The organism is Vreelandella songnenensis, from assembly GCF_003002925.1.
In the GTDB taxonomy this organism is placed as follows: domain Bacteria; phylum Pseudomonadota; class Gammaproteobacteria; order Pseudomonadales; family Halomonadaceae; genus Vreelandella; species Vreelandella songnenensis.
In genome coordinates, this window is sequence record NZ_PVTK01000001.1 from 735,132 (window position 1) to 757,526 (window position 22,395).

A 22,395-nucleotide genomic window follows, 5' to 3' on the forward strand; every position below is an offset into this window, starting at 1 on the left:
CGACCAGCAAGGAGCTTGCATGTCCTCTTCCCGGATAGACGCCCTCACCCAGTGGGCTGCAGAACAGCACGGCCTGAACCAAGCCGATATCACCCTCGAGCCTGCCGGTGGCGACGCCAGTTTTCGACGCTACTTTCGCCTGACACTGCCCGGTGGCAGCACCCAGGTCGTCATGGACGCGCCACCGGCTCAGGAAGATTCCACACCGTTTGTGGCGATCGGCCGCCGCTGGTACGCAGCCGGCCTGCCCGTGCCTCAGGTGCATGCCGCCAACCTGGAGGATGGCTTCCTGCTGCTCGACGACCTGGGTAACACGCCCATGCAGGAACATTTCACCGATGAGAGCACCGTGCTTGGCTACGTCGAAAGCGCACTGGCGCTGATTGCCGAGCTGCAAAACCGGGCAAGCCCCGAGCCGCTGCCCGGCTATGATGCACCGTTACTCACGCGCGAGCTCGACCTTTTTCCCGAGTGGTGCCTGGGCGAGTGGCTCGGCCTGCCCGCCCCGGAATGCTGGGGAGCGCTTCGCGAGGCGCTTGCCCAGTCAGCGCTCAAGCAGCCGATCGTCAGCGTACACCGCGATTTCGACGCCATGAACCTGATGGTCGATCAAGCGCGACTTTACATGATCGATTTCCAGGACGCCGTGGCAGGCCCTATCAGCTACGACGTCATTTCTCTGCTATGCGGGCGTTACTGGCGGTTCACACCGGCACAGTTTGCCCGACTTGCCGGTATTTTTCATGATCAGGCGCGCCGCGATGGCAGACTGTCTGCCGCGTCGAGCCAGGAAGATTTTATCACCCAGTGCCATGCCATGGCGGCTCAGCGCTCACTTAAAGTGCTCGGTATTTTCTGTCGGCTGACGCTGCGCGACCACAAATCGGGCTACCTTGCTCGCTTGCCGCACTTTCTGGATCACCTGGAAGACAGCCTGGCCGCCCTGCCCGAACACGCCCACTTTGCCCAGTGGGTGCGTACCACGCTGCGCCCGGCCATTGTTCAGCGCCTTGCGGACGCGACCCCATGAAGGCAATGATTCTGGCCGCCGGGCTTGGCAAGCGTATGCGCCCCTTGACCGACCACTGCCCCAAGCCACTGTTGCCGGTCGCGGGCAAACCTCTGATTGGCCATCATCTTGAGCGGCTTGCACGGGCGGGCATTTTTGAGGTAGTCATCAACGTAAGCTACCGCGCCGAGCAGATCATCGAGGCACTCGGCGATGGAAAAGCCTATGGTCTGCACCTTCACTACAGCGAGGAAGCCAGCCCGCTTGAAACCGGCGGCGGTATCCAGAAGGCCCTGCCACTACTTGGCGAACAGCCCTTTTTACTGGTCAACGGCGATGTGTGGTGCGACTACCTGCCAGACCCGGCCATGCTGCAAGGACAAGACCTTGCGCATCTGGTCCTGGTGGATAACCCAGCCCACCACCTGGAGGGCGATTTCGCTCTGCGTGAAGGCCGCGTTGCCACCCAGGGCGCGCCGCGGCTGACGTTTGCCGGGGTGAGTATTATCCACCCCGGCCTGCTGGCCGGTTATCCTACGGGCGCCTTTGCCTTGGCGCCGCTTTTGAAAAGCGCCATGGACAGCGCTTGCGTCAGCGGCGAGCACTTTACCGGTCACTGGGTGGATGTAGGCACGCCCGAGCGCTTGAAGGCGCTGGATGAGCGGTTAAGCCATTGAGTAACGCTTGTTAAACAGCCAAGCCGCCCCGGCATCGAAACGGTGCGCGGGTGGCGGGAAATGTTATGCTGCGCGACTTACCTGTCGTTGCCTAGATAAGGAGAGCCACGTGAAAGCAAGGGTAAAATGGACGGATGGTCGTCAATTTGTCGCCGAGTCGGGTAGCGGGCACAGCGTCGTGATCGACGGCCCGCCCGATCACGGCGGCCGCAATACCGGACCGCGACCCATGGAAATGCTGCTGATGGGCATGGGTAGCTGCACCGCGTTCGATATTCTGAACATTCTCGATAAAGCGCGCGCCGATGTGACCGACTGCGTCGCTGAGCTTGATGCCGAGCGCGCCGATGAAGTGCCGGCGGTATTTACCAAGATTCACGTACACTTCGTGGTCACGGGTCGAGCACTCAAGGAGAAGCAGGTTGCACGCGCGGTGGAGCTGTCTGCCGAGAAGTACTGCAGCGCCTCCATCATGCTGGTCAATGGCGGCGTCGAGATTACGCACTCCTTCGAGATCGTAGAAGCTTGAGCCAGATGGATGGCGCCGCTTGGCGCCTGACTCGGCCCTTGCTGGACCCGCTGGCAAAAAAAATGTCATGGCCGGATGCATACCGTGCCCCGGCCGGGCATAATACGCCTCCTTGTAATACCCCCTACTGCCTTGCAAGCGCTTTGAAAGAGCGCGTTTCCTGCATGGCATTAGTTTTTTTCTGGTTCCGGCGCTGGTTCGTCGGGGTATCTTCATCTGCCATAGGGAGGTTCGGACATGACAGATAATCTCCGACTCCACGGGTTCAATAACCTGACCAGCTCGTTGAGCTTTAATATTTACGACATCTGTTACGCCAAGACCGAAGAGCAGCGTGCCGCTTATATCGACTATATCGATGAGCTGTACAACGCCGAACGTCTGACGCAGATTCTGAAAGATGTCACCAATATTATCGGCGCACACGTGCTGAATATTGCCCGTCAAGATTACGAACCTCACGGGGCGAGCGTCACCATTCTCATTGCCGAGCATGAGCTTGATGAAGCAGATCCAGAGAAAACGGTACCCGGCCCCGGCCCGCTGCCGGAAACCGTGGTGGCCCATCTGGATAAAAGCCATGTGACGGTGCACAGCTACCCGGAATCTCACCCGGATAATGGCATCAGCACCTTCCGCCTGGATATCGACGTTTCAACCTGTGGTCATATCAGCCCGCTGAAAGCGCTGAACTACCTGATTCACAGTTTCGATTCCGATATCGTCACCATGGACTACCGAGTGCGCGGCTTTACTCGTGATGTGGACGGCAAGAAGCTGTTCATCGATCACAAGATCTCTTCGATTCAGGACTACCTGGCCGAAGATACCAAGCAGGCGTATCAGATGATGGATGTGAACGTGTATCAGGACAACATGTTCCATACCAAGATGCTCTTGAAGGACTTCGAGCTCGACAACTACCTGTTCGGCACGTCGCGCCGTGACATCACCTTCGAAGAGGCGCGCGATATCGAAAGCCGCCTGCGCAAGGAGATGCTGGAAATCTTCTACTCGCGAAATCTGGACTGATAGAAGCTCTCAGGCGTTAGACGCTAAAAAGCCGGCATGTAAATGCCGGCTTTTTTTATACCTAATAAAACCCTTCCTGGCCTTCTGGCCGGGTCTTGAAGCGCCGGTGCAGCCAGAGATACTGCTCCGGGTGCTTGCGAATCGCTCGCTCGATAAACTGATTCACCCGCGTGGCGTCCGCCACCTCGTCCCTGCTCGGGAAGTTCTCGAACGCCGGCAGACACTCGATGGTGTAGGTACGGTTGTCGGGGTTTCGGTGAAACATCAGCGGCACTACCGGCGCCCCGGTCATCCGGGCGATTTTTGACGTCAGCCGAATGGTCGCCGCCTGCTGGTCGAAAAGCGGCGCAAAGACGCTGACATCGCGACCAAAATCCTGGTCTGGCGAGTACCACACAATGTGACCCGCCTTGATACGCCGTACCACGCCGCGCAAATCGTGCCGGTCGATCGCCTGGCCAAAAATGCGCGAGCGCGCCCGGGTCATGAAGCGCTCGAACAGCGGGTTGTTGTGCGGGCGATAGACGACATCCGCCGGAAAGAACAGCGAATGCAGCGCCCCGCCCAGATCCAGCGTCGAGAAGTGAATACCCACTACCAGCACACCCTTGCCCTGCGCCTTGGCATGCGCCAGATGCTCCTGGCCGTTGTACGCCACGCGATGGCGCAGTGCTTCTGCATCACGGCACCAGCCCGTGGCGGTTTCCACCAGGCCGATACCGTTGGCGATAAAGGTGTCCCTGACCAGCGCTTGCTGCTCATCGGCGCTTTTCTCGGGAAAGCAGAGCGCCAGGTTAGTGGCGGTAATATGGCGTCGGCGCTTGGCAAATCGCCAGGCCAGCAGCCCGATTGTCTTGCCCACCCAGAGCTTGATGTTCCAGGGAAGCCAGGCGGCCACGTACATGGCGCCAATGGCAAGCCAGGTGCCCCAGTAACGTGGGTGGGCAAAGGAGCTTGGGTAGTGTGTTTTCGACATTCGTACAACCTAGACTGAGGGCGCCTGATAGCGCCGGGGTACGCGCGGTAATACGCCGGTTAACAGGGTATAGCTGATGGTATCGCAGTAGCGCGCCACCTCATCAACCGGCAGCACCGCGCCGTTGCTGGCAGTGCCCCAGAGCACCACTTCGCTGCCGATCGCGGCGTCTTCGATATCGGTCACGTCCACGGTCAGCATGTCCATGGAGACCTTGCCGGCAATGGCACAGCGCTGGCCGTTGACCAGCACCGGCGTGCCATCGGCGGCGTGGCGGTCGTAACCGTCGCCGTAACCGGCAGCCACCACCGCTATGCGCGAGCGGCGCGGGGCACGCCAGCGGCCGCCATAACCTACCGGCTCGCCTTCATCGAGCTCGCGCAGGGCGATGATTTCCGAGCGCAGGCTCATGACCGGACGCAGCTTTCGGGTGGTGTCGCTGGCGATCTCCAGCGGGTCGCTGCCGTAAAGCATGATGCCCGGGCGATTCCAGTCGCCGTGGGCGGCCGGCCAGGCCAGCGTAGCCGGAGAGTTGGCCAGGCAAAGTGGTGCTTCAAGCGCGCCGGCCAGTGCCTGCAAGTGCTGCATCTGCCGGGTGAAATACGTGCCGTCGCCGGCATCTGCCGTTGCGAAATGGCTCATCAGATGCAGGTCAGCGACCTGCGGGGCCGTGGAGAGGCGCTGCCAGACGCAGGCCGCTTGTTCCAGTTCAAAGCCCAGCCGGTGCATGCCTGAATCAACCTTAAGCCATACCGGAATCGGCTGGCTGGGCGAGAAAGCCAACAGCGCGTCTACCTGCCACGCGCTGTGCACGGCTACCCAAAATCGGTGGCGATCCACCAGCGGCAGCTCCTCGGCATCAAAGAAGCCTTCCAGCAGCACAATGGGCTTGGTAATGCCGCCTTCGCGCAAGGCAAGCGCCTCTTCGATGCACGCCACGCCAAACGCCGGCACCTGGCTTTCCAGCGCCTGGGCACAGGCCACGGCCCCATGACCGTAAGCGTTGGCCTTGATTACCGCCAGTGAGCGGCTCTCGGGAGCGCAGCGGCACGCCAACTGGTAATTATGACGCAGCGCGTCCAAATCGATATGGGCCACTAACGGGCGCATCACATCTCTCGCTTGTGGATAATCATTTACCGGAACCTTCCCCCTGACAGCAACGCACCGAGCATGAACTCGGTGCGTCAAGGGGTGATGGCCCGTCACTGGGTCAGCTTTCGAAGATAGCTTCCATCGACAGCCCCTGCTTTTCAAGCGAACGGCGCAGCTTCTTCAGCGCCTCTACCTGAATCTGGCGAACGCGCTCGCGGGTCAGGCCAATCTCTGCGCCCACTTCTTCAAGCGTGGCGGCTTCATGACCGCGTAGCCCGAAACGGCGTACCACCACTTCACGCTGCTTTTCGCTCAGCTCGTCGAGCCAGAGATCGACATGCTCGCGCACGTCACCATCTACCAGACTACCTTCCGGGCCCTGCACGTCGTCATCGGCCAGCGTATCGATCAGCGGCTTGTCACTTTCACCGCCCATCGGATAATCCACCGAGGAGACCCGCTCATTGAGGCCCAGCATTTTCTTGACCGTCTCCACGGGCTTGTCGAGATGCTCGGCGATCTCTTCCGCTGTCGCTTCATGGTCAAGCTTCTGGGTCAGCTCACGAGCTGCCCGCAGGTAGATATTGAGCTCCTTCACCACGTGAATCGGCAGACGAATGGTGCGCGTCTGGTTCATCAGCGCACGCTCAATGGTCTGACGAATCCACCACGTAGCGTAGGTCGAGAAGCGAAACCCGCGTTCCGGATCGAACTTCTCGACGGCGCGAATTAGCCCCAGGTTCCCCTCTTCGATCAGATCCAGCAGCGTTAGCCCCCGGTTGAGGTAGCGCCGCGCAATCTTGACGACCAGGCGCAGGTTGGACTCGATCATCCGCGAACGGCCAAGCGGGTCTCCCTTGCGCGCCAGGCGTCCGTAATAGACTTCCTCTTCAGGCGTCAGTAGTGGCGAAAATCCTATTTCATTGAGGTAAATTTGTGTGGCATCCAAGCTCTGAGTCGACTGTCGATCCTCTCGCCCTAATGCTTTTTCAAAGGCATCCTCTTCCACTGCAACATCATCATCAGCGTTATCCAACGCTTCTTCGGCAGCATCCAGGTCAACCTCCTGTAGATCCTTCTCCAGCATACTCATGGTCTTACCCCCGTAGTATCGCCTGCCCGCCTTTTTCAAAAAAATGAAAGGTAGCCGCATTTTCCATGCGCCGTACCGTTATTATTATTCGCTTGAACCGGCAATATGCATGCCGATTCAAGAAAGCTTAACTGTTCGTTTATCCGGTTGGTGCGTGTGGTTAGCGTGAGGGCAGAAAGTTCAGGGGATCCTGCGGCTGTCCGTCGCGGCGCACTTCGAAGTGCAGCCTGACACTTTCTGCATCGCTGTTACCCATGGTGGCAATGACTTCACCTGCCTCGACCACGTCGTTTTCGCTGACGCTCAAACTATCGTTATGGGCGTAGGCGCTCAAGAACTGATCGTTATGCTTGAGCAAGATGAGATTACCGTAGCCACGTACGCCACTGCCTGCATACACGACGATTCCAGGGCCAGCTGCCTTAACAGGTTGCCCCTTTTGTCCGGCGATATCAATCCCGGCGGTAATCGAATCCCCTTCGCCAAACTTGCCGGTCACCTGGCCATTGGCAGGCCACTGCCAGTTGATCGTCTCGGCAGGCGTGAAGGTACGCGACGAACGGTCAACCCGTGCCTGTGGTGCAGGCGGCGTTGCCGCCGGAGTTGCCGATTGTGCAACCGCCTGTTCCGCTGGCTCGCGCGCCGGCTCCTGGCGAGCTTCGGGTTTCGAAGCTTGCGTTTCGGGCTCGGCGGCCGCGACTACTTCAGGCTCGCTTGCCGCTGGCGGCTCGGCCGGGCGATCATTATTGGCAGCAACTTCCTGAGCGCTGGCAACGGCTTGGCGGTCGGGCGTTTCGGCGGATTTATGCTCGGCATTCAGGCGTTGATTGCGCTCGATGGCGGACTCATCGGGCAGCAGCCAGTCAAGTTCCTGGTCGTTGCTTGCCACTGCCGTGGCCTGCGGCCGCAGCCCGGTGGCCACCACACCGCGTGATTCACTGCGTCCGGCCGCCTGGGGCTGGGCCGGTGCACTTGCCTGGGCGGTATTGGCCGCTCCGCCAGCACGCAGGGTAATCGTCTGGCCCGGGTGGATCTGGTAAGGCGCATCGATACTGTTCATGGCCGCCAGCTGGCGGTAATCCAGATTATGCTGCCAGGCAATGCCGTAGAGCGTATCGCCCGCTTTCACCGTATATTGGGGTGAGTTTTCCACCGCGCGGCGCGCTTCGCTTAAATCGCGTACCTGTGGGGTGTTATGTTGCTGATTGGCACAGCCGCTAATGGCCAACACCAACGCTGACATCATGAAGACTTTACGCATGCAAACCCTACTCCTTTTTCAGCGCTGTGCGGTATCTGTTGAATGAGTCGTTATCGTTCTTGCTGAACGGCGATTAAGTAGCACCACCAGCAGCGCACCGAGCACCATCAGAGCCACCACTCCCATGACCTGGGCGGAGGCGCCGGTCAGCATCGTGTAATCATCCGGCAGTAAATAGCGATAGGCCAGCGGAATCATCTGCCCCTCCGGCCCAATCTGATAGCGTAACAGTTCCCGCCATGGCCATAGAATCGGCAATGAGCCGACAATGAAGCCCAGCAGCAGCTGCAGCGTAAAGCCATGGTGGCGTTTCAACAGCCAGGATAACAGACGCGAAAACAATGCAAGCCCCACCACACACCCTACGCCGAACAGCGCAATGATGGTGATATCGAAGCTGCGGATAGCCCCCATAATCGTGCCGTAGAGTCCCATGGTGAGCAACAAAAAGCTGCCCGACACGCCCGGCAGCAGCATGGCGCTGATAGCGATACAGCCGGCGACCATGATCACCATGGCCTCATTGCCCAGCATCAGCACCAACGGCATCAGACCTGGCAGCATATGAGCAAGAAACAGCCCGACCAGCAGGGGAAGAATATACCAGATCCGCCAGCGATCACCGGCCTGGCCGACCACCAGCGCAGACGCCGCCACCAGGCCGAAGAAAAATCCGTCCAGCAGCAGCGGGTGTGCTTCCATCAGCCACAGCGCCAGGTGCGCCACGCTGACCAGACTGATGGCCACGCCAGCCAAAAGTGGAATCAAAAACGCCAGGTTCAGGTGAATGGCCAGCGCCTTGAAACCGCCACGATAAAGCGCCACCAGCGCCCCAGGGCCAAACTGCTTGATGGTGTTGATCAACTCTTCATAGATGCCGGTAATAAAGGCAATCGTGCCCCCTGACACCCCGGGCACGGCATCTGCGGCGCCCATTCCGGCGCCCTTCAAAAAAATTCCCAAGGATTTACGCTTCAATCCACCACTCCTTGCAACAAAGGTACAAAACGAACGGGCTCAAGCCGACGCTTTTCAAAGGCACCGCCAATGCGCTTGATCTGGGTAAGCCATTGGCTGCCATCTGGTTCTTCCAGGGGCGCAATCAATACGCCGTCACGGGTCAGCTGCTCCAGCAGTACTTCCGGCAGCGTCTGGGCGCAGGCGGTGAGCAGGATGACGTCGAAGGGCGCCGCCTCCGGCCAGCCCTCGCCGCCATCGGCTACCGTCAGAGCCGCCTCGGCCTCCAGACGCCACAACCGCTCGCTGGCGCGCTCATGCAGCGCGTAAATACGTTCAATGGAGTAAAGCTCCTTGACCAGACGCGACAGAATCAGCGTCTGGTAGCCCGAGCCCGTCCCGACCTCCAGTACTCGGCGCGGGTTGGCGCGAACCACCAGTTCGGTCATCCGGGCAACCGTGAGCGGCTGAGAGAGCGTCTGCCCAAAGCCGATGGGCAGCGCGGTATCCTCATAGGCGCGGTGGGCAAGGGCTTCATCAACAAATAGATGCCTGGGCTCGCAGGCCATGACCTCCAGCACCTGCGGATGCCGAATGCCCTGCTCGATCAGGCGGTCGACCATGCGGTCCCGCGTACGCTGCGAGGTCATCCCTCGCCCGCGTCGCTCGGTCGAGGAGAGCTCAGGCAAAGGCATCCAGCCAGTCCTGCACATCACTGCGCGCCGGGTGGCGCGTCAGGTCGGTTTGCAACGGGGTAATCGACACATAGCCTGCCTCGATGGCGGCAAAGTCCGTGTCGTCGCCATCATCGGCGTTGGCGGCCACCGGGGCAATCCAGTAGCGCGTGCGCCCACGCGGGTCTTCAACGGGCAGCGGCTTTTCCGCAGGCCCGCGATAGCCAAGGCGGGTCACTCTGAATCCCTTGATCGCCTCCCAGGGTACGTCCGGCACGTTGACGTTCAAGAGCGTTCTGGGCGGCAGAGAAAGCCGGTCGGCGGCGCCGATCAGGCTGGCCGCCACTTGCGCCGCCGTGGCAAAGTGACGATGGCCGCATAGCGACATCGCAATGGCGGTCATGCCCAGGTTGCGCCCTTCCATGGCCGCGGCCACGGTACCTGAATAGAGCACGTCGTCGCCCAGATTGCTGCCGTGATTGATGCCGGAGATTACCAGATCCGGGCGCTCGTCCCAGATACCGTTGACCCCCAGGTAAACGCAGTCGGCGGGGGTGCCGTCAACGCTGTAAAACCCGTTATCCAGCGCGGTCAACGAAAGCGGCCGCGACAGCGTCAGCGAATTGCTCGCTCCGCTACGATCGCGGTCCGGGGCCACCACGCGCAGATTGGCATGAGCTTCCAAGGCGTCATGCAGCGCCTTCAACCCCGGCGCGTGAACGCCGTCATCATTGGAAAGCAGCAGTCGCCGCATGGAGTCTCCTTGTCAGTCAGCGCAGTCTGGCGGCTTACGCCATGTCTGGGTGGTCAATCAGCTCACCGATCACAGCGGTGGCAAAGCTGCCGCGGGGCAGCGCAAACGAGAGTAGCACGCCCTCTGGCTCCCAGCGCAGCTGAGGCTGGGTCAAGCGCATACGCAGGGCGCGACGTGCGCTTTTTACACCGCTTTTCTCAAGGCCTTCGCACAGGGCCGGGTGCCGGCGTGGCAGCTGTGCTTCATGGGCCGCCGCCTTGCTCTGTGCCTCAGCCCCGCCGCTTCCAACACCCCAGAGTACGCCCGTGGGGTGCACGTCCAGCGCTTCGGCGCGGGCCAGCAGGTTGCCATCGGTAGCGTCGATGGTAAAGACGCTTTGCGTGCCTTCCAGCATCAGCGTATCGCCTGCGATGGGCCGGTTCCAGGTGCCGTCGGCCAGTCGGGCGCTTAAAAGCTCGTTGAACAGAAAGCTGCGCGCCGTGGAAAGCATCATCCCCTGGCGGTCGTCACGCTTGCGCCAGCCCCTTGCCAGCAGCGCTTGGGCGCGCTGCAGGTTGCGCCCCTCAGAGCCAAAGCGCTGCGGACCGAAATAGTTGGGCACACCGTGCTCGCAAAGAGCCTGCCAGCGGCGCTCGAAATCCTCAGCCTGCACAGCCTCGCCGGTCAAGCGCAGGATAAAGCCGTTGGTGCGATGCACACCACGCTTCAATTTACGCGGATGGCGGGCTTTTTCCAGCACCTTGATACCCAGCGCCTCAAGCGAGGCGTCCAGCTCGCCCGGCGCGTCGCGCCCCGGCAGGTGCACGCTCAGCCACTGGCGAGTCACGGCGATGCGATCCTTCATGCCGGAGTAGCCAATATCTCGCGGGGTAACGCCACAGATTCGGCTGAGGCTTCTTACCACATCAAGCGTGGTCTGGTTACGCTTCTCAAGCCGCAGCCAGAGGTGCTCACCGTGAGCTTCCGGGGTGAAATCAAGCTGCTCATCGACCAGGAAGTCTTCCGGCCGGGCGCGGTACTGGCCCGGTTTGGGCGCGCCCAACGTGGCATCCAGGCAGCGCTGCCAGCGGGGTAATTCACTCATTGAGCGCCTCGGCGCGGCCCAGCAGCACCACGGCCTCAGCGGCAATGCCTTCGCCCCGGCCGGTGAAGCCAAGCTGCTCGGTGGTCGTTGCCTTGACGTTGACCTGATCCAGCGCCACGCCCAGCGTATCGGCAATGGCTTTACGCATCGGCTCGATATGCGGCGCCATCTTGGGCGCCTGGGCCATGAGCGTGGCGTCCAGATTGACGACGCCCCAGCCCCTTGCCTGAACGAGCCCCATGACGTGGCGCAGCAGTGCACGGCTGTCAGCGCCCTTCCATTCGGGATCGGTATCCGGAAAGTGGTGGCCGATATCGCCCAGCGCGCAGGCCCCCAGCAGCGCATCGCTGATCGCATGCAGTAGCACATCGCCATCAGAGTGGGCGACAAACCCCTGCGAAAACGGCACCTTGACGCCGCCAATCATCAGATGATCGCCGGGGCCAAAACGGTGTACGTCAAATCCATGGCCAATTCGCATTGGGCTCTCCTAGGTTAACTGATCAAGTTGCGCGGTCAGAATGGCACCGGCCAGGGCCAGGTCATCCGGATGGGTGACCTTCAGGTTGTCGCGTCGCCCGCTGACCAGCAGCGGCTGCTCGCCCAGCGCTTCTACTGCCGAGGCTTCATCGGTCACCAGGCGCGCATCGCCGCGTGCGCTCTGAAGCGCCTGGCGCAGCAGCGCATAGCGAAACCCCTGAGGCGTCAGCGCATGCCAAAGCCCGTCGCGGGGCTCGGTGTGGATACTCTGCTGCCCGGCGCCGGCGCGTTTCATGGTGTCGGCTACCGGCATGGCCAGAAGCGCGCCGCCTGGGTGGCTGCTTGCCGCCTGGTAAAGGGCGTGCAGGTCAGCGGGGGTAATACACGGCCGGGCCACATCGTGAACCATGACGATGTCATCATCCTGGGCCGCTATCGCCTCCAGCGCGTTCAGCACGCTGTCCATGCGCTCGTTACCGCCGCTGACCCGCTGCCAGCGGGCAAACGGCACCCACTCGGGCTGAAACCAGCGGTCGTCGCTGTCCAGGCAGAGCACCAGCGTCGCCTCGGGGAAGGCCTGATAAAGCCGCGCCAGGGTATGGGCCAGAATGGGCTGCTCGCCAAGTGTCAGATACTGCTTGGGTTTATCCGCCCCCATGCGGCGCCCCTGCCCAGCGGCAGGCACGATCAGCCAGAGCGTTGTATCCGCACTCACGGGGTCGGCCGCTCGCGGCCAAAGCTTGGCTGGGTAACCAGGCCTGCGTTGATGCCTAGAAGCTCGGTGGCGATCGCCACGCCCGGCACCCAGAAGAACTGCTCGTCACTGCGCACCATGCCCATATCGCTGCGGGCGCGCTCTTCGATGGCGTCGAGGCCGGTCTTGAGATCGGTAACCTCAGCCGCCAGGCGGGCGTTGCGCTCGCGCATGGGCAGATTGTCGGCTTCTTGAACGGCCACACGCTGCTCGACCACCTGCAGGTCGCGCCAGCCGCCATTGCCCAGCCACAGCGTATACTGGAGCAAGCCCAGCACGCCAAGCAGTGCCACTACCAGCCACTTGTGCATCACCGATCTCCCAAGAATAAATAAGCGGGCGTGCAAGACCCGCAGTAACGGCGCGCATTATGCCATCATGGCGCACCATCAGCGAGCCGCAGATCACTTGAAAGGCAGCGCCTGAAACGCCGCTTCCCGGTAGGCCAGCACGTGGGCGCCTTCTTCCGCGCAAAATCGCGCAACCCCCGCGGCAAGCCCTGGGTGCACCATATAGTGCAGCGAACGCACCCGCTGGGGGGCAAAACCACGCACCAGCTTGTGCTCGCCCTGAGTGCCGGGGTCGAAACGCGACAGCCCCTTCTCGAGGCAGTACTCGATGCCCTGGTAGTAGCAGGCTTCGAAATGCAGGCAGTCGGCGACCACCTCACTGCCCCAGTAGCGGCCATAAAGTGTCTGCTCGCCACGAAAATAGAGCGCCGTGGCCACCGGCTGACCGTCTATGTGGGCCTGTACCAGCATGAGCGCGTCGGGCATGGTGTGGCGCAACTGATTGAAAAAGGCCTGGTTGAGATAAGGCGCCCGGCCACGCTCGTGATAGGTAATGGCGTAGCAGCGGTAGAAGTGTGCCATCGCTTCAGGCGTAATCTCATGGCCCTCAAGGCGCTTGAGGCTTATGTCCTGATCGGCCACGAGCCGCCGTTCGCGCTTGATCATCTTGCGCCGCTTGGAGGTAAGGCTTGTCAGGAACCCGTCAAAGTCGCCAAAGCCATCATCCTGCCACTGAAACTGAACGCCCTCCCGGGCAATCAGCTCGGGAAACTGCGCCTGCCAGGCGCTGACATCGTTCTCGTCGGCAAACAGCAGGTGCCAACTGGACAGCGAGGGCGACTGGCTACTTGCTTGCCAGGCCAGTGCCAGCGCAGCACGAACGGCACCGGCATCCGCCTGCGGGGCGATTAACGTGCGCGGCCCCGGCACCGGGGTAAACGGGATGGCGCTGAGCAGCTTGGGATAGTACGCACCGCCGGCGCGCTCAAACGCCTCGGCCCAGCCCCAGTCGAAGACATACTCTCCATAGGAGTGGTGCTTGCGGTACATGGGCAGCGCTCCGACCAGCGCCTCCCCCTGCCAGATGCACACATGGCACGGCTCCCAGCCGGTGTCAGGGCAAACCGAGCCGCTGACTTCCAGGGCATTCAAAAACGCATGACGCAGAAACGGCTGGTCGCGCCCCACCAGGTTATCCCACTGGCCTGCTTCAATGTCTTCCATGGCGGATAGCGTAGAGCGTCTTAGCGGGCACACAGACATGGTATCTCCCAGAAAGCATAGCGGTGGCATCCGTTCGTCTGCCGCCTACTTTAGCATTTAACCCACTACCTAACTTCACGACCTCTAGCCGTTGGCAGCGTAGGCGAAATCGGCATGGACGCTTATCATAGATGCTTTCCTGTTTTAGCAGGCTAAACAGGGAGCTAGCGATAGAACATCGGTCTTGACCGTATCGAGACAATAAAATTATGGCGAGCGGATTAAAGCTTGCGTACTAACGTCCGATATTTAGATAAGTTAATTTACCTGTTTTTTCATTTGGAAACCCGATGCAAGCCGCTGACAAGCCTCAAAACGAAGCACAACGCCTTGCGGCCTTGCATGCTCTGAATATTCTTGACACGCCCGTTGAAGCGACCTTTGATCGCATCACACAGCTGGCACGTGAAATTTTTGATGTTCCTATCGCCCTTGTCTCGCTGATCGATAAGGAACGTCAATGGTTTAAATCACATTTAGGTCTGGCGAACAGGGAAACGGAGCGCAAAGTTTCCTTCTGCGCCCATGCCATTATTCATGACGCCCCCTTGGTGGTTGAAGATACGCATACGGACACGCGTTTTATTGATAACCCACTGGTGAGTAACGGACCGTTTATTCGTTTTTATGCGGGTTTTCCTATACGCCCACACGACGGTCTACCCGTTGGCACGCTGTGTATTATTGGCCGCGAGCCACGAAGTTTTTCAGCGCGCGAACAGCGCATTCTTGAAGGTCTGGCACACCAGGTTGAAGAGCTTCTGCGCCAGTACACCTTAAAAGAGCGTCTAAGCAGCACAGCGCGTCGCTTTGAGGCGCTGTTCACTAAAAGCGCGACCGGCAAGGTGCGTATAGATCAAAGCGGTACCATTATTGCCGTGAACCCTTTTGCCCTTAAGCTTTTGGGCTATACCGAGAGTGAGCTCATTGGCAATAACGTAGCCATGCTCACACCGACGGATATCGCGTCCCAACATGATAGCTTTATTAGCCGCTACCTTTCCGGCAGTGCATCCTCTGTCATGGGGCGCGGCCGCGAAGTAGATGCACAGCACAAGCACGGCCACTACATACCCGTCCATCTGGCCATCAACGCTATCCCCAATGATCAAGGCGAAGTGATTGAGTTTTTGGGTATTTTAACGGACTTGCGCCATATTCAAACGGCCAATCAACGTATCCAAAAAGAACAGAGCCTACTTAAGGTGTTGCATCAGGGAATCACGGATTATCAAGCACTGATGTCGGGCGAGCGCTTATGGGCTTTCCTGATGGAAGCCCTGCGTGAGCTGACCGACAGCGACTATGCGCTGATTGGCGAGGTGCTGCCATCAGATACTACCAATACGCTCAAGATACATGCGCTTACCGACCTTTCCTGGAACGCTGAATCACGGGTTCTGATGGAGCGCCTGCGCAGCGGCGACATGACGTTGACCAACCCCCACTCGCTGCTGGGCCGAGTGTTCGCCTTCGGCGAGGTGGTCATGACCGACGATGTGCTGACGCACACCCAGCACGGAGGCTTTCCACCCGGGCATCCGCATCTCAACAACTTTCTGGGCGTGCCGATCTACAACGGTAAACGCCTGATCGGCATGTACGCGATTGCCAACAGCAAGCAGCCCCTGGACCACGCGCTGCTTGGCTGGCTGCAGCCCTTCACCGATACCTGCGCCCTGCTGATCAATCTTTATCGCCAGATGGCCGAACGCGAGCAGGTAACCCAGGATTTGAGTGCGGCCCGCGATCAGGCGGAAAAGGCCAACCGCGCCAAGAGCGAATTTCTCTCCTCCATGAGCCACGAGCTGCGCACACCGCTCAACGCCATCATCGGATTTTCCCAGCTTCTGAGCAAGGGCCGCCGCGAGCCACTGAGCAGCAAGCAGCAGCGTCAGGTCAATCAGATCGAAAAAAGCGGTCAGCACCTGCTGAGCCTCATCAATGAAGTGCTGGACCTGGCCAAGATAGAGGCCGGAAAAATGGCTTTTTCCATCGAGCCGCTGCCGCTTGAAAGCCTGCTCGACGACGCCTGCCTGACCCTGGAAGCAAACATGGAAGCGGCCAACATCACCTTGGTGCGCCCCCCGCTTTCGACCAGACTACACGTTGCGGCAGACTACACGCGCACCAAGCAGGTGCTGTTGAACCTGCTTTCCAACGCTATCAAGTACAACAGCGCCAGCGGCTCCATCACGCTATCCGCCGAACTTGTGGGCGAGAATGTGCGCATCAACGTGACCGATACCGGCCTGGGCATCGCCCCCGAGCGCCATCATGAGCTGTTCGAACCCTTCAATCGCCTGGACGCCGAGCATGGGGCCATTGAAGGCACGGGCATCGGCCTTGCCATTACGCGCCAACTGATCGAGCGCATGAATGGGCGAATTGGCGTTGACAGCCAGCCTGGGCACGGCGCCACATTCTGGTTCACGCTTCCGCGAGCCAACCCGGCCGCGCTCGAGAGCAGCCGTTCAAGCAGCGACAGTGCGAGCCTTGCTCTGGATAACCCGCGCGCCTATACCCTGCTCTATATTGAAGATAACCCAACCAATCAGCGTCTTATGGAAGATATCGTTGACGAGATCGACGAACTCAAGCTGCTGATTGCGCCCAGTGCCGAAATCGGCCTGGAGCTGATGCGCCAGTCGCCGCCGGATGTGGTGCTGATGGATATTCACCTGCCGGGAATGAGCGGCTTTCAGGCGCTTGACGTCATCCAGAAAGATGCCCAGCTGCGCGGCATCTACGTGATTGCCCTATCGGCCAACGCCATGGAGCGCGATATTACGCACGGCCTGGCCGCGGGCTTCGATGCTTATCTGACCAAGCCCTTGGATATCGACCGGCTTATCGCGACGCTGACCAAGTTCATTACCCTAGCGCCGGAGAAATCGCCATGAACCTAGCCGATAAGCACCTGCTGGTGGTAGATGACAACCCCGTCAACGTAGAGCTTCTGCTTGACCTGCTGGATGATCACGGCTTTACCAACGTGCACGGCGTAAGCGACCCGCGCGAGGTACTTGCCTACTGCGAACAGCACAAACCTGATCTGCTGCTGCTTGATATTCGTATGCCTTACCTTGACGGCTATGCATTGTTCAGCCTGCTGCAAGAACGTTTTCTGCACCAGATGCCGCCCGTCATCGTACTCACGGCACAAATTGACGACGAAACGCGCCACCGGGCGCTCAACCTGGGCGTGCGCGACTTTATTACCAAACCGTTCAACCACGACGAAGTCCTTCAGCGCATTCGCAACACGTTGCGCCTCGAGCACCGCTACCAGGTACGCGACCAGCAGGCCGAAACCCTTGAGCGCATGGTCGCCAAGCGAACTCAGGAGCTGGACCGCCAATCGCGTACCGACCCCATTACCCAGTTGCCCAACCGCCGTGGTTTGATGCAGGCGCTGCGCGAAGCCTCCCTCGGTGCTGCCGACACCGGGCTTTTGTTTATCGCGCTCGACCATCTCGATGAGGCGATTCGTTTACATGGGTATCGCATTGCCGACCAGTTGGTTGGCCATATCAGCCGGACGCTATGCTCGCAGCTGAGCAGTAACTGCATTCTTGGCCTGTGGGGCGGCAGCGAACTCTTGCTGATTACCCGCAGCGCCGACCAGCAAACGCTGGAACGGCTGGCCACGCAGTTACTCAGCTTTTTCGAACACGACCAGGCGCTGGACGACCTGCTGATTCCGCTAGACGCGCGTATCGGCATCAGCTGGACCACGGGAAGCTTCAATATCGAACGGCTAGTTCACATGGCCGCCCTGGCGCTGCCACAGGACACTCCCCAGCGCATACAGAGCTACAGCGAAGCCCTTGAGGCCCAGCAGCGCCACCGGCTTAGACTTCAGCAGGCTATTCGTGGCGCCACCCAGCGCGGCGAGATGTCGCTGGCGTTTCAGCCCAAGATATCTCTGCTCACCCAGGAGATCATTGGCGCCGAGGCGCTGCTACGCTGGCATCATCCCGAACTTGGGCATATCTCGCCGGCGGATTTTATTCCCCTGGCCGAGGCCAGCGGTGATATTCTGGCCATTGGCGACTGGGTACTTGAAGAAACCATGCAGCATATCGTGACATGGCGAAAACAGGGCCTGCTCAATGACCGCTTTCATGTGGCGGTGAACGTGGCGGCAAGGCAGCTGACACGCCGGGATTTTGCCCAGCGGCTGCTGGACCGGCTGGCGGCATACGGCATCCCCGAGCGCTTTTTTGCCCTTGAGGTAACCGAATCCGGGTTGATGAGCGACATGCAGAATGCGCGTATCCAACTGGCCCAACTTGCCAAGATGAACGTGGCGGTGGCCATCGACGACTTTGGTACCGGGCATTCATCGCTTGCTTACATCAAGACGCTGCCATTTTCGACGCTCAAGATTGACCGTGCTTTCGTGATGGATATCGACAAGAACCCGGTGGATCGTCAACTGGCAGTGATGATCACTCAACTGGCCCACGCCGTAGGCTGTGACGTGGTCGCAGAGGGCATCGAAACCGCCGCTCAGGCGGCGTATCTGCACTCTATTGGTTGCGAAGCGGCACAGGGCTACTATTATGCTCGCCCACTACCGGCCAATGAATTTATCGACTGGTGCAACCACTGGGCACCGGTGCTTCCCCCACTTACTGCCATGGAGCTTGTTTGATGGCGCATGACTTGCTTGACCGCTTACGCGAACGCGTAGAAGAGCTGAACCGCTCCGAGCGCAAGGTGGCTAACGTGATTCTGGACGATCCGGCAGCGGCTACCAGCTTAAGCATCGCAAGCCTTGCACAGGCAGCCAGCGTCAGCGAGCCGACCGTCAATCGGTTCTGCCGCAACTTTGGCGCCAAGGGCTACCCGGATTTCAAGATCAAGCTCGCTCAGAGCCTGGCAGGGGGAACGCCTTACGTGACCCGCGCCGTGGAACCAGGTGACACGGCCACCCAGTATACGCACAAGATTTTTGGCGCCACCATTGCCGCTCTCGATGAAGCCCAGCGCGCTATCGACATGGGCGCCGTCGAGCGCATGGTCGACTACCTCACCCAGGCAAAACAGATTCACTTTTTCGGCCTGGGTGCCTCGGGGGCGGTCGCCCAGGACGCCCAGCACAAGTTCTTCCGCTTCAACCTGCCGGTCATGGCCTATGTGGATGTACTGATGCAGCGCATGGTGGCGGCGGCCTGCCATACCGGCGATGTCGTCGTGATCATCTCCTACACCGGACGTACCCGGGAACTGGTGGATATCGCCAGGGTGGCGCGCGAAGCGGGCGCGGTAGTGCTGGGGATTACCGCGCCGGCCTCCCCCCTTGCCCAGGCGTGCAGCGCGACACTCGAGGTCGCCACCCCGGAAGACACCGACCACTATATGCCGATGACCTCACGGGTGATCCAGCTCACCCTGATAGACGCGCTGGCGACCGGGGTCACGCTGCGTCGCGGTGAAGGTTTTCTGCCGCACCTGAAGAAGATCAAGGACAGCCTGCGCGACACCCGCTTTCCGCTGGATAGCTAGCCTTTAAGCGTCAGCCACCAAGGTTTACGCCGATACCGCCGTGGTAACGGTAATTTCCACTTTCAGCTCGTCGGCCGGCATCGGTGCGCAGACACAGGTGCGCGCCGGGGCGTGGCCTTCGGGTACCCAGGCATCCCAGACGGCGTTCATGGCGGCAAAATCGTCGCCATCTTTCAGGTAGAGGGTGGCACTGAGCAGCTGTTCGCGGCTTGATCCAATCTCCTTCAGCAGCGCATCCACGCGCGCCAGCATGCTCTGGGTCTGTTCGGTGATATCGCCGTTTCGCGCTTCCGGCCCGGCCACCTGGCCGCACAGGTAAGCAACTCCTTGATGAATCACCGCGCGGCTCATACGGGCTTTGGTATCGTGACGTTCGATGGTCATGGGACACTCCACTGCAGACATGAAAAAAAGCAGTGTAAACGCCTGGCAGGCGCCTGACCACGCCTGTCTGTTCAGCGCTCGGTGGGCACCGGGCGATGCTCGAACACCCGGCGCAGCACAAAGCTTGTGTGTGCCCCGGTCACGCCTTCGATCCGATTGATGACGTGCAGCAGCAGGTGCTGGTAGTCGTCCATGTCGCGCACCAGAATCTTTAACTGGAAATCCGCCGCCTGGCCGGTAATGATCAAGCATTCGATCACGTTGGGGATCTCGCGGATATGGCGCTCGAAGTTCTCGAACCGCTCTGAAGTGTGCTGGTCCATGGCGATGTGCAGCAGTACCATGAGCTGAAAACCCAGCTGCCGAGCATCCACCTCGGCGCGGTACTGCATGATCAGGCCGTGCTCTTCCAGAGCGCGAACCCGCCGCAGACAGGGCGAGGCGGAAAGACCGATACGATCGGCAAGCTCCTGATTACTGATCCGCCCCTCCTGCTGCAAAACGGACAGGATCTGCCGGTCAAAGCGATCCAGTGTCAACGGCGTTACCGACATAAAAAGCAGCCTCTGCCAAGAAAACAAGATTATTTAGAATATACTGCCAATTAATGCCATTATTAGCCTTTTTTAGCAACAACCTAGCGCCGCAAACCCGTTACACTATGAAAACTGCCAAAAGCGGGAAAACTGCCAGAAGCGGTAAACGGTATGGTGCAGCGCCTTGAACCACGAGCCTGTATCGATACACGTGCATGAACGAGTCCGGCCTACGCCACAAGCGGCCAATTTTCCAAGTCATCAATCCTCAGGAATCTAACAATGTCTGCTTTCGATCATCAAAAATACCGTCCAGCACCGCGCGTGCCTGCATTTGACCGCCAATGGCCTGACCGTGATCTGGATCGTGCTCCGATCTGGGTGAGCGAAGACCTGCGTGACGGCAACCAGGCACTGCTGGAACCGATGACCGTTGAGCAGAAACAGCGCTTCTGGCACCAGATCATCAAGGTGGGTATCAAGGAAGTGATGGTAGGCTTTCCATCGGCCAGCCAGCCCGACTATGACTTCGTGCGCTGGCTGATCGACGAGAACCAGATTCCTGAGGACGTGACCATTGCGGTGCTGGTGCAGTGCCGCGAACACCTGATTGAAAAGACCTTCGAATCTCTGGTGGGCGCCAAACGCGCCATTGTCCATCTGTATAACTCGACCTCGACCATTCAGCGCGAGCGGGTGTTTGAGATGGATCGTGAGGGCATCACCCAGATTGCCGTTCAGGGTGCTACCTGGGTCAAGCAGTATGCCGAACGCTACCCAGATATCGCCTGGCGTTTCGAATACACTCCAGAAAGTTTTTCCAGCACCGAAATCGACTTCTCACTGGCTATCTGCGAAGCCGTCATGGATGTCTGGCAGCCCACGCCGGAGAACAAGTGCATTCTCAACCTGCCGACCACGGTGGAAGTAGCAGGGCCTCACCACCACGCCGACCAGATCGAGTATTTCTGTCAGCACATCAGCCGTCGCGACAGCGTGATCATCTCGGTGCATACCCATAACGACCGGGGCGGTGCGGTGGCCTCCGCCGAGCTTGCCCTGCTTGCTGGCGCTGACCGCGTGGAAGGCACGCTTCTGGGCAACGGCGAGCGTACCGGCAACATGGATATCGTGACGCTGGCCATGAATCTCTACAGCCAGGGCATCGACCCCCAGCTTGATCTTTCCAACCCGGATGAAATCATTCAGGTGGTTCAAGAATGCACCGGTATTACCATGCATCCGCGCCACCCCTGGGTGGGCGAGATGGTGTACACCGCGTTTTCCGGAAGCCATCAGGATGCGATTCGCAAGTCGCTCAAGCATCAGAAGAGTGATGAGCCCTGGCAAGTGGCGTATCTGCCGATCGACCCGCACGACATTGGCCGCGACTACCAGGCGGTGATTCGCGTCAACAGCCAGTCGGGCAAGGGCGGCATGGCGTTCCTGCTGGAGCGCGACTACGGTATCAATCTGCCACGCTGGATGATGCTGGCCCTCGCCCCCTATGTACAAAAAGAGAGCGAGGAGCGCGCCAGCGAGCTTTCAAGCGAAATGATTCGTCAGGTGATGTTCGATAACTTCACTCAGGAAGCGCCGCTGTCGCTGGCGGACTACCAGCTCTCCAAGGGACAGCGTGAAGGCATCGAAGTTACTTTGTGGCAGGGCAGCGAAACCCTGCGCCTGTCAGGCACCGGCAACGGCGCCATGTCCTCCTTTACCGATGCCTGGGAAAAACACTCCGGGGTCAAGGTGGGCATCCTCGATTACAGCGAGCACTCGCTGGGCGGCGACAGCGAAGCCAACGCCATTGCCTTCGTGCAGCTCAATATCGATGGCCAGCGAATCTGCGCCGTGGCTGAAGACAGCGACACTGTAAGCGCTTCTCTAAAGGCCCTTATTTCGGGTATCAACAAGACCTTAAGCACGAGTAAAGCAGCGGCAAGTCGAAAGGACAATGCCCTGACGGCCTAGGCACCCATAGCGGATAATTGAACCGACGCCTTGCGTGGCCTGCCACGCAAGGCGTTTTC

Annotated in this window: 22 protein-coding genes; 8 read left to right on the plus strand and 14 right to left on the minus strand. The window is 59.9% G+C overall.

Annotated elements, in window-relative coordinates; all coding sequences use genetic code 11:
* Positions 1-19 precede the first annotated feature (19 nt).
* The 4 genes from B0H98_RS03270 (at position 20) to speD (ending at position 3,247) form a co-directional block, all read left to right on the plus strand.
* Complete coding sequence (locus tag B0H98_RS03270; RefSeq protein ID WP_106373617.1) at positions 20-1,030, plus strand: aminoglycoside phosphotransferase family protein; 1,011 nt, start codon at positions 20-22, stop codon at positions 1,028-1,030.
* Complete coding sequence (gene murU, locus B0H98_RS03275) at positions 1,027-1,686, plus strand: N-acetylmuramate alpha-1-phosphate uridylyltransferase MurU (protein WP_106373618.1); 660 nt, start codon at positions 1,027-1,029, stop codon at positions 1,684-1,686. The genes B0H98_RS03270 and murU overlap by 4 nt, the downstream gene beginning before the upstream one ends.
* Before the next feature lie 109 nt (positions 1,687-1,795).
* Complete coding sequence (locus B0H98_RS03280) at positions 1,796-2,215, plus strand: OsmC family protein (protein WP_106373619.1); 420 nt, start codon at positions 1,796-1,798, stop codon at positions 2,213-2,215.
* Between the two features lie 237 nt (positions 2,216-2,452).
* The gene (gene speD / locus B0H98_RS03285; RefSeq protein ID WP_106373620.1) at positions 2,453-3,247 is read left to right on the plus strand and encodes an adenosylmethionine decarboxylase; all 795 of its coding nucleotides are present in this window, start codon (positions 2,453-2,455) and stop codon (positions 3,245-3,247) included.
* 61 nt (positions 3,248-3,308) lie between these two features.
* Here speD and lpxL read toward each other — a convergent pair whose 3' ends face one another.
* The 12 genes from lpxL to B0H98_RS03345 form a co-directional block, all read right to left on the minus strand.
* The gene (lpxL, locus tag B0H98_RS03290) at positions 3,309-4,223 is read right to left on the minus strand and encodes an LpxL/LpxP family Kdo(2)-lipid IV(A) lauroyl/palmitoleoyl acyltransferase (protein WP_106373621.1); all 915 of its coding nucleotides are present in this window, start codon (positions 4,221-4,223) and stop codon (positions 3,309-3,311) included.
* Between the two features lie 9 nt (positions 4,224-4,232).
* Entirely contained in the window at positions 4,233-5,333 is a 1,101-nt protein-coding gene (gene alr, locus B0H98_RS03295) for an alanine racemase (protein ID WP_106373622.1), read from the minus strand.
* A 103-nt stretch (positions 5,334-5,436) separates the two neighbouring features.
* Entirely contained in the window at positions 5,437-6,411 is a 975-nt protein-coding gene (gene rpoS, locus B0H98_RS03300; RefSeq protein ID WP_106373623.1) for an RNA polymerase sigma factor RpoS, read from the minus strand.
* Positions 6,412-6,571: 160 nt separating this feature from the next.
* Complete coding sequence (locus B0H98_RS03305; RefSeq protein ID WP_106373624.1) at positions 6,572-7,672, minus strand: peptidoglycan DD-metalloendopeptidase family protein; 1,101 nt, start codon at positions 7,670-7,672, stop codon at positions 6,572-6,574.
* A gap of 18 nt (positions 7,673-7,690) precedes the next feature.
* Positions 7,691-8,650: a DUF368 domain-containing protein gene (locus B0H98_RS03310; protein WP_106373625.1), complete on the minus strand. Its 960-nt coding sequence runs from the start codon at positions 8,648-8,650 to the stop codon at positions 7,691-7,693.
* Positions 8,647-9,324: a protein-L-isoaspartate(D-aspartate) O-methyltransferase gene (locus B0H98_RS03315; protein WP_106373626.1), complete on the minus strand. Its 678-nt coding sequence runs from the start codon at positions 9,322-9,324 to the stop codon at positions 8,647-8,649. Before B0H98_RS03315 ends, B0H98_RS03310 begins: the two co-directional genes overlap by 4 nt.
* The gene (surE, locus tag B0H98_RS03320) at positions 9,311-10,057 is read right to left on the minus strand and encodes a 5'/3'-nucleotidase SurE (protein WP_106373627.1); all 747 of its coding nucleotides are present in this window, start codon (positions 10,055-10,057) and stop codon (positions 9,311-9,313) included. Before surE ends, B0H98_RS03315 begins: the two co-directional genes overlap by 14 nt.
* Positions 10,058-10,091: 34 nt before the next feature.
* Positions 10,092-11,141 carry a tRNA pseudouridine(13) synthase TruD gene (gene truD, locus B0H98_RS03325; RefSeq protein ID WP_106373628.1) on the minus strand — a complete coding sequence of 350 codons (1,050 nt, stop codon included), beginning with the start codon at positions 11,139-11,141 and terminating at the stop codon, positions 10,092-10,094.
* A complete protein-coding gene (gene ispF / locus B0H98_RS03330; RefSeq protein WP_106373629.1) occupies positions 11,134-11,622 on the minus strand; it encodes a 2-C-methyl-D-erythritol 2,4-cyclodiphosphate synthase in 489 nt (162 codons plus the stop codon). The genes truD and ispF overlap by 8 nt, the downstream gene beginning before the upstream one ends.
* 9 nt (positions 11,623-11,631) lie before the next feature.
* Entirely contained in the window at positions 11,632-12,336 is a 705-nt protein-coding gene (gene ispD, locus B0H98_RS03335; protein ID WP_279628360.1) for a 2-C-methyl-D-erythritol 4-phosphate cytidylyltransferase, read from the minus strand.
* Positions 12,333-12,686: a cell division protein FtsB gene (ftsB, locus tag B0H98_RS03340; protein WP_106373630.1), complete on the minus strand. Its 354-nt coding sequence runs from the start codon at positions 12,684-12,686 to the stop codon at positions 12,333-12,335. Before ftsB ends, ispD begins: the two co-directional genes overlap by 4 nt.
* A 93-nt stretch (positions 12,687-12,779) precedes the next feature.
* The gene (locus B0H98_RS03345; protein ID WP_106373631.1) at positions 12,780-13,928 is read right to left on the minus strand and encodes a GNAT family N-acetyltransferase; all 1,149 of its coding nucleotides are present in this window, start codon (positions 13,926-13,928) and stop codon (positions 12,780-12,782) included.
* Between the two features lie 290 nt (positions 13,929-14,218).
* Here B0H98_RS03345 and B0H98_RS03350 point away from each other — a divergent pair, with 290 nt between their 5' ends.
* The 3 genes from B0H98_RS03350 to B0H98_RS03360 are packed head-to-tail and all read left to right on the plus strand — an operon-like array spanning position 14,219 to position 19,442.
* Positions 14,219-16,831 carry an ATP-binding protein gene (locus B0H98_RS03350; protein ID WP_106373632.1) on the plus strand — a complete coding sequence of 871 codons (2,613 nt, stop codon included), beginning with the start codon at positions 14,219-14,221 and terminating at the stop codon, positions 16,829-16,831.
* The gene (locus tag B0H98_RS03355; protein ID WP_106373633.1) at positions 16,828-18,588 is read left to right on the plus strand and encodes an EAL domain-containing response regulator; all 1,761 of its coding nucleotides are present in this window, start codon (positions 16,828-16,830) and stop codon (positions 18,586-18,588) included. The genes B0H98_RS03350 and B0H98_RS03355 overlap by 4 nt, the downstream gene beginning before the upstream one ends.
* Positions 18,588-19,442, plus strand: coding sequence for a MurR/RpiR family transcriptional regulator (locus tag B0H98_RS03360; protein WP_106373634.1), 855 nt, complete (start codon positions 18,588-18,590; stop codon positions 19,440-19,442). The genes B0H98_RS03355 and B0H98_RS03360 overlap by 1 nt, the downstream gene beginning before the upstream one ends.
* A gap of 24 nt (positions 19,443-19,466) precedes the next feature.
* Here the strand turns inward: B0H98_RS03360 and B0H98_RS03365 are convergent, their stop codons facing one another.
* Positions 19,467-19,826 carry a RidA family protein gene (locus B0H98_RS03365; RefSeq protein ID WP_106373635.1) on the minus strand — a complete coding sequence of 120 codons (360 nt, stop codon included), beginning with the start codon at positions 19,824-19,826 and terminating at the stop codon, positions 19,467-19,469.
* 71 nt (positions 19,827-19,897) lie between these two features.
* Positions 19,898-20,380, minus strand: a complete 483-nt coding sequence (locus B0H98_RS03370) for an Lrp/AsnC family transcriptional regulator (RefSeq protein ID WP_106373636.1) — start codon at positions 20,378-20,380, stop codon at positions 19,898-19,900.
* A gap of 264 nt (positions 20,381-20,644) precedes the next feature.
* Here B0H98_RS03370 and B0H98_RS03375 point away from each other — a divergent pair, with 264 nt between their 5' ends.
* Positions 20,645-22,336, plus strand: a complete 1,692-nt coding sequence (locus B0H98_RS03375; protein WP_106373637.1) for a 2-isopropylmalate synthase — start codon at positions 20,645-20,647, stop codon at positions 22,334-22,336.
* The last annotated feature ends 59 nt before the right edge of the window (positions 22,337-22,395 follow it).

Excerpts from the sequence above, each read along its gene's own strand:
- B0H98_RS03270 (WP_106373617.1), top strand. The coding sequence starts at position 20 with ATGTCCTCTTCCCGGATAGACGCCCTCACCCAGTGGGCTGCAGAACAG.
- speD (WP_106373620.1), top strand. The coding sequence starts at position 2,453 with ATGACAGATAATCTCCGACTCCACGGGTTCAATAACCTGACCAGCTCG.
- rpoS (WP_106373623.1), bottom strand. The coding sequence starts at position 6,411 with ATGAGTATGCTGGAGAAGGATCTACAGGAGGTTGACCTGGATGCTGCC.
- ispF (WP_106373629.1), bottom strand. The coding sequence starts at position 11,622 with ATGCGAATTGGCCATGGATTTGACGTACACCGTTTTGGCCCCGGCGAT.
- alr (WP_106373622.1), bottom strand. The coding sequence starts at position 5,333 with ATGCGCCCGTTAGTGGCCCATATCGATTTGGACGCGCTGCGTCATAAT.
- truD (WP_106373628.1), bottom strand. The coding sequence starts at position 11,141 with ATGAGTGAATTACCCCGCTGGCAGCGCTGCCTGGATGCCACGTTGGGC.
- B0H98_RS03305 (WP_106373624.1), bottom strand. The coding sequence starts at position 7,672 with ATGCGTAAAGTCTTCATGATGTCAGCGTTGGTGTTGGCCATTAGCGGC.
- B0H98_RS03365 (WP_106373635.1), bottom strand. The coding sequence starts at position 19,826 with ATGACCATCGAACGTCACGATACCAAAGCCCGTATGAGCCGCGCGGTG.
- B0H98_RS03350 (WP_106373632.1), top strand. The coding sequence starts at position 14,219 with ATGCAAGCCGCTGACAAGCCTCAAAACGAAGCACAACGCCTTGCGGCC.
- B0H98_RS03345 (WP_106373631.1), bottom strand. The coding sequence starts at position 13,928 with ATGTCTGTGTGCCCGCTAAGACGCTCTACGCTATCCGCCATGGAAGAC.
- B0H98_RS03360 (WP_106373634.1), top strand. The coding sequence starts at position 18,588 with ATGGCGCATGACTTGCTTGACCGCTTACGCGAACGCGTAGAAGAGCTG.
- B0H98_RS03355 (WP_106373633.1), top strand. The coding sequence starts at position 16,828 with ATGAACCTAGCCGATAAGCACCTGCTGGTGGTAGATGACAACCCCGTC.
- B0H98_RS03375 (WP_106373637.1), top strand. The coding sequence starts at position 20,645 with ATGTCTGCTTTCGATCATCAAAAATACCGTCCAGCACCGCGCGTGCCT.
- B0H98_RS03315 (WP_106373626.1), bottom strand. The coding sequence starts at position 9,324 with ATGCCTTTGCCTGAGCTCTCCTCGACCGAGCGACGCGGGCGAGGGATG.
- surE (WP_106373627.1), bottom strand. The coding sequence starts at position 10,057 with ATGCGGCGACTGCTGCTTTCCAATGATGACGGCGTTCACGCGCCGGGG.
- ftsB (WP_106373630.1), bottom strand. The coding sequence starts at position 12,686 with ATGCACAAGTGGCTGGTAGTGGCACTGCTTGGCGTGCTGGGCTTGCTC.
- lpxL (WP_106373621.1), bottom strand. The coding sequence starts at position 4,223 with ATGTCGAAAACACACTACCCAAGCTCCTTTGCCCACCCACGTTACTGG.
- murU (WP_106373618.1), top strand. The coding sequence starts at position 1,027 with ATGAAGGCAATGATTCTGGCCGCCGGGCTTGGCAAGCGTATGCGCCCC.
- B0H98_RS03370 (WP_106373636.1), bottom strand. The coding sequence starts at position 20,380 with ATGTCGGTAACGCCGTTGACACTGGATCGCTTTGACCGGCAGATCCTG.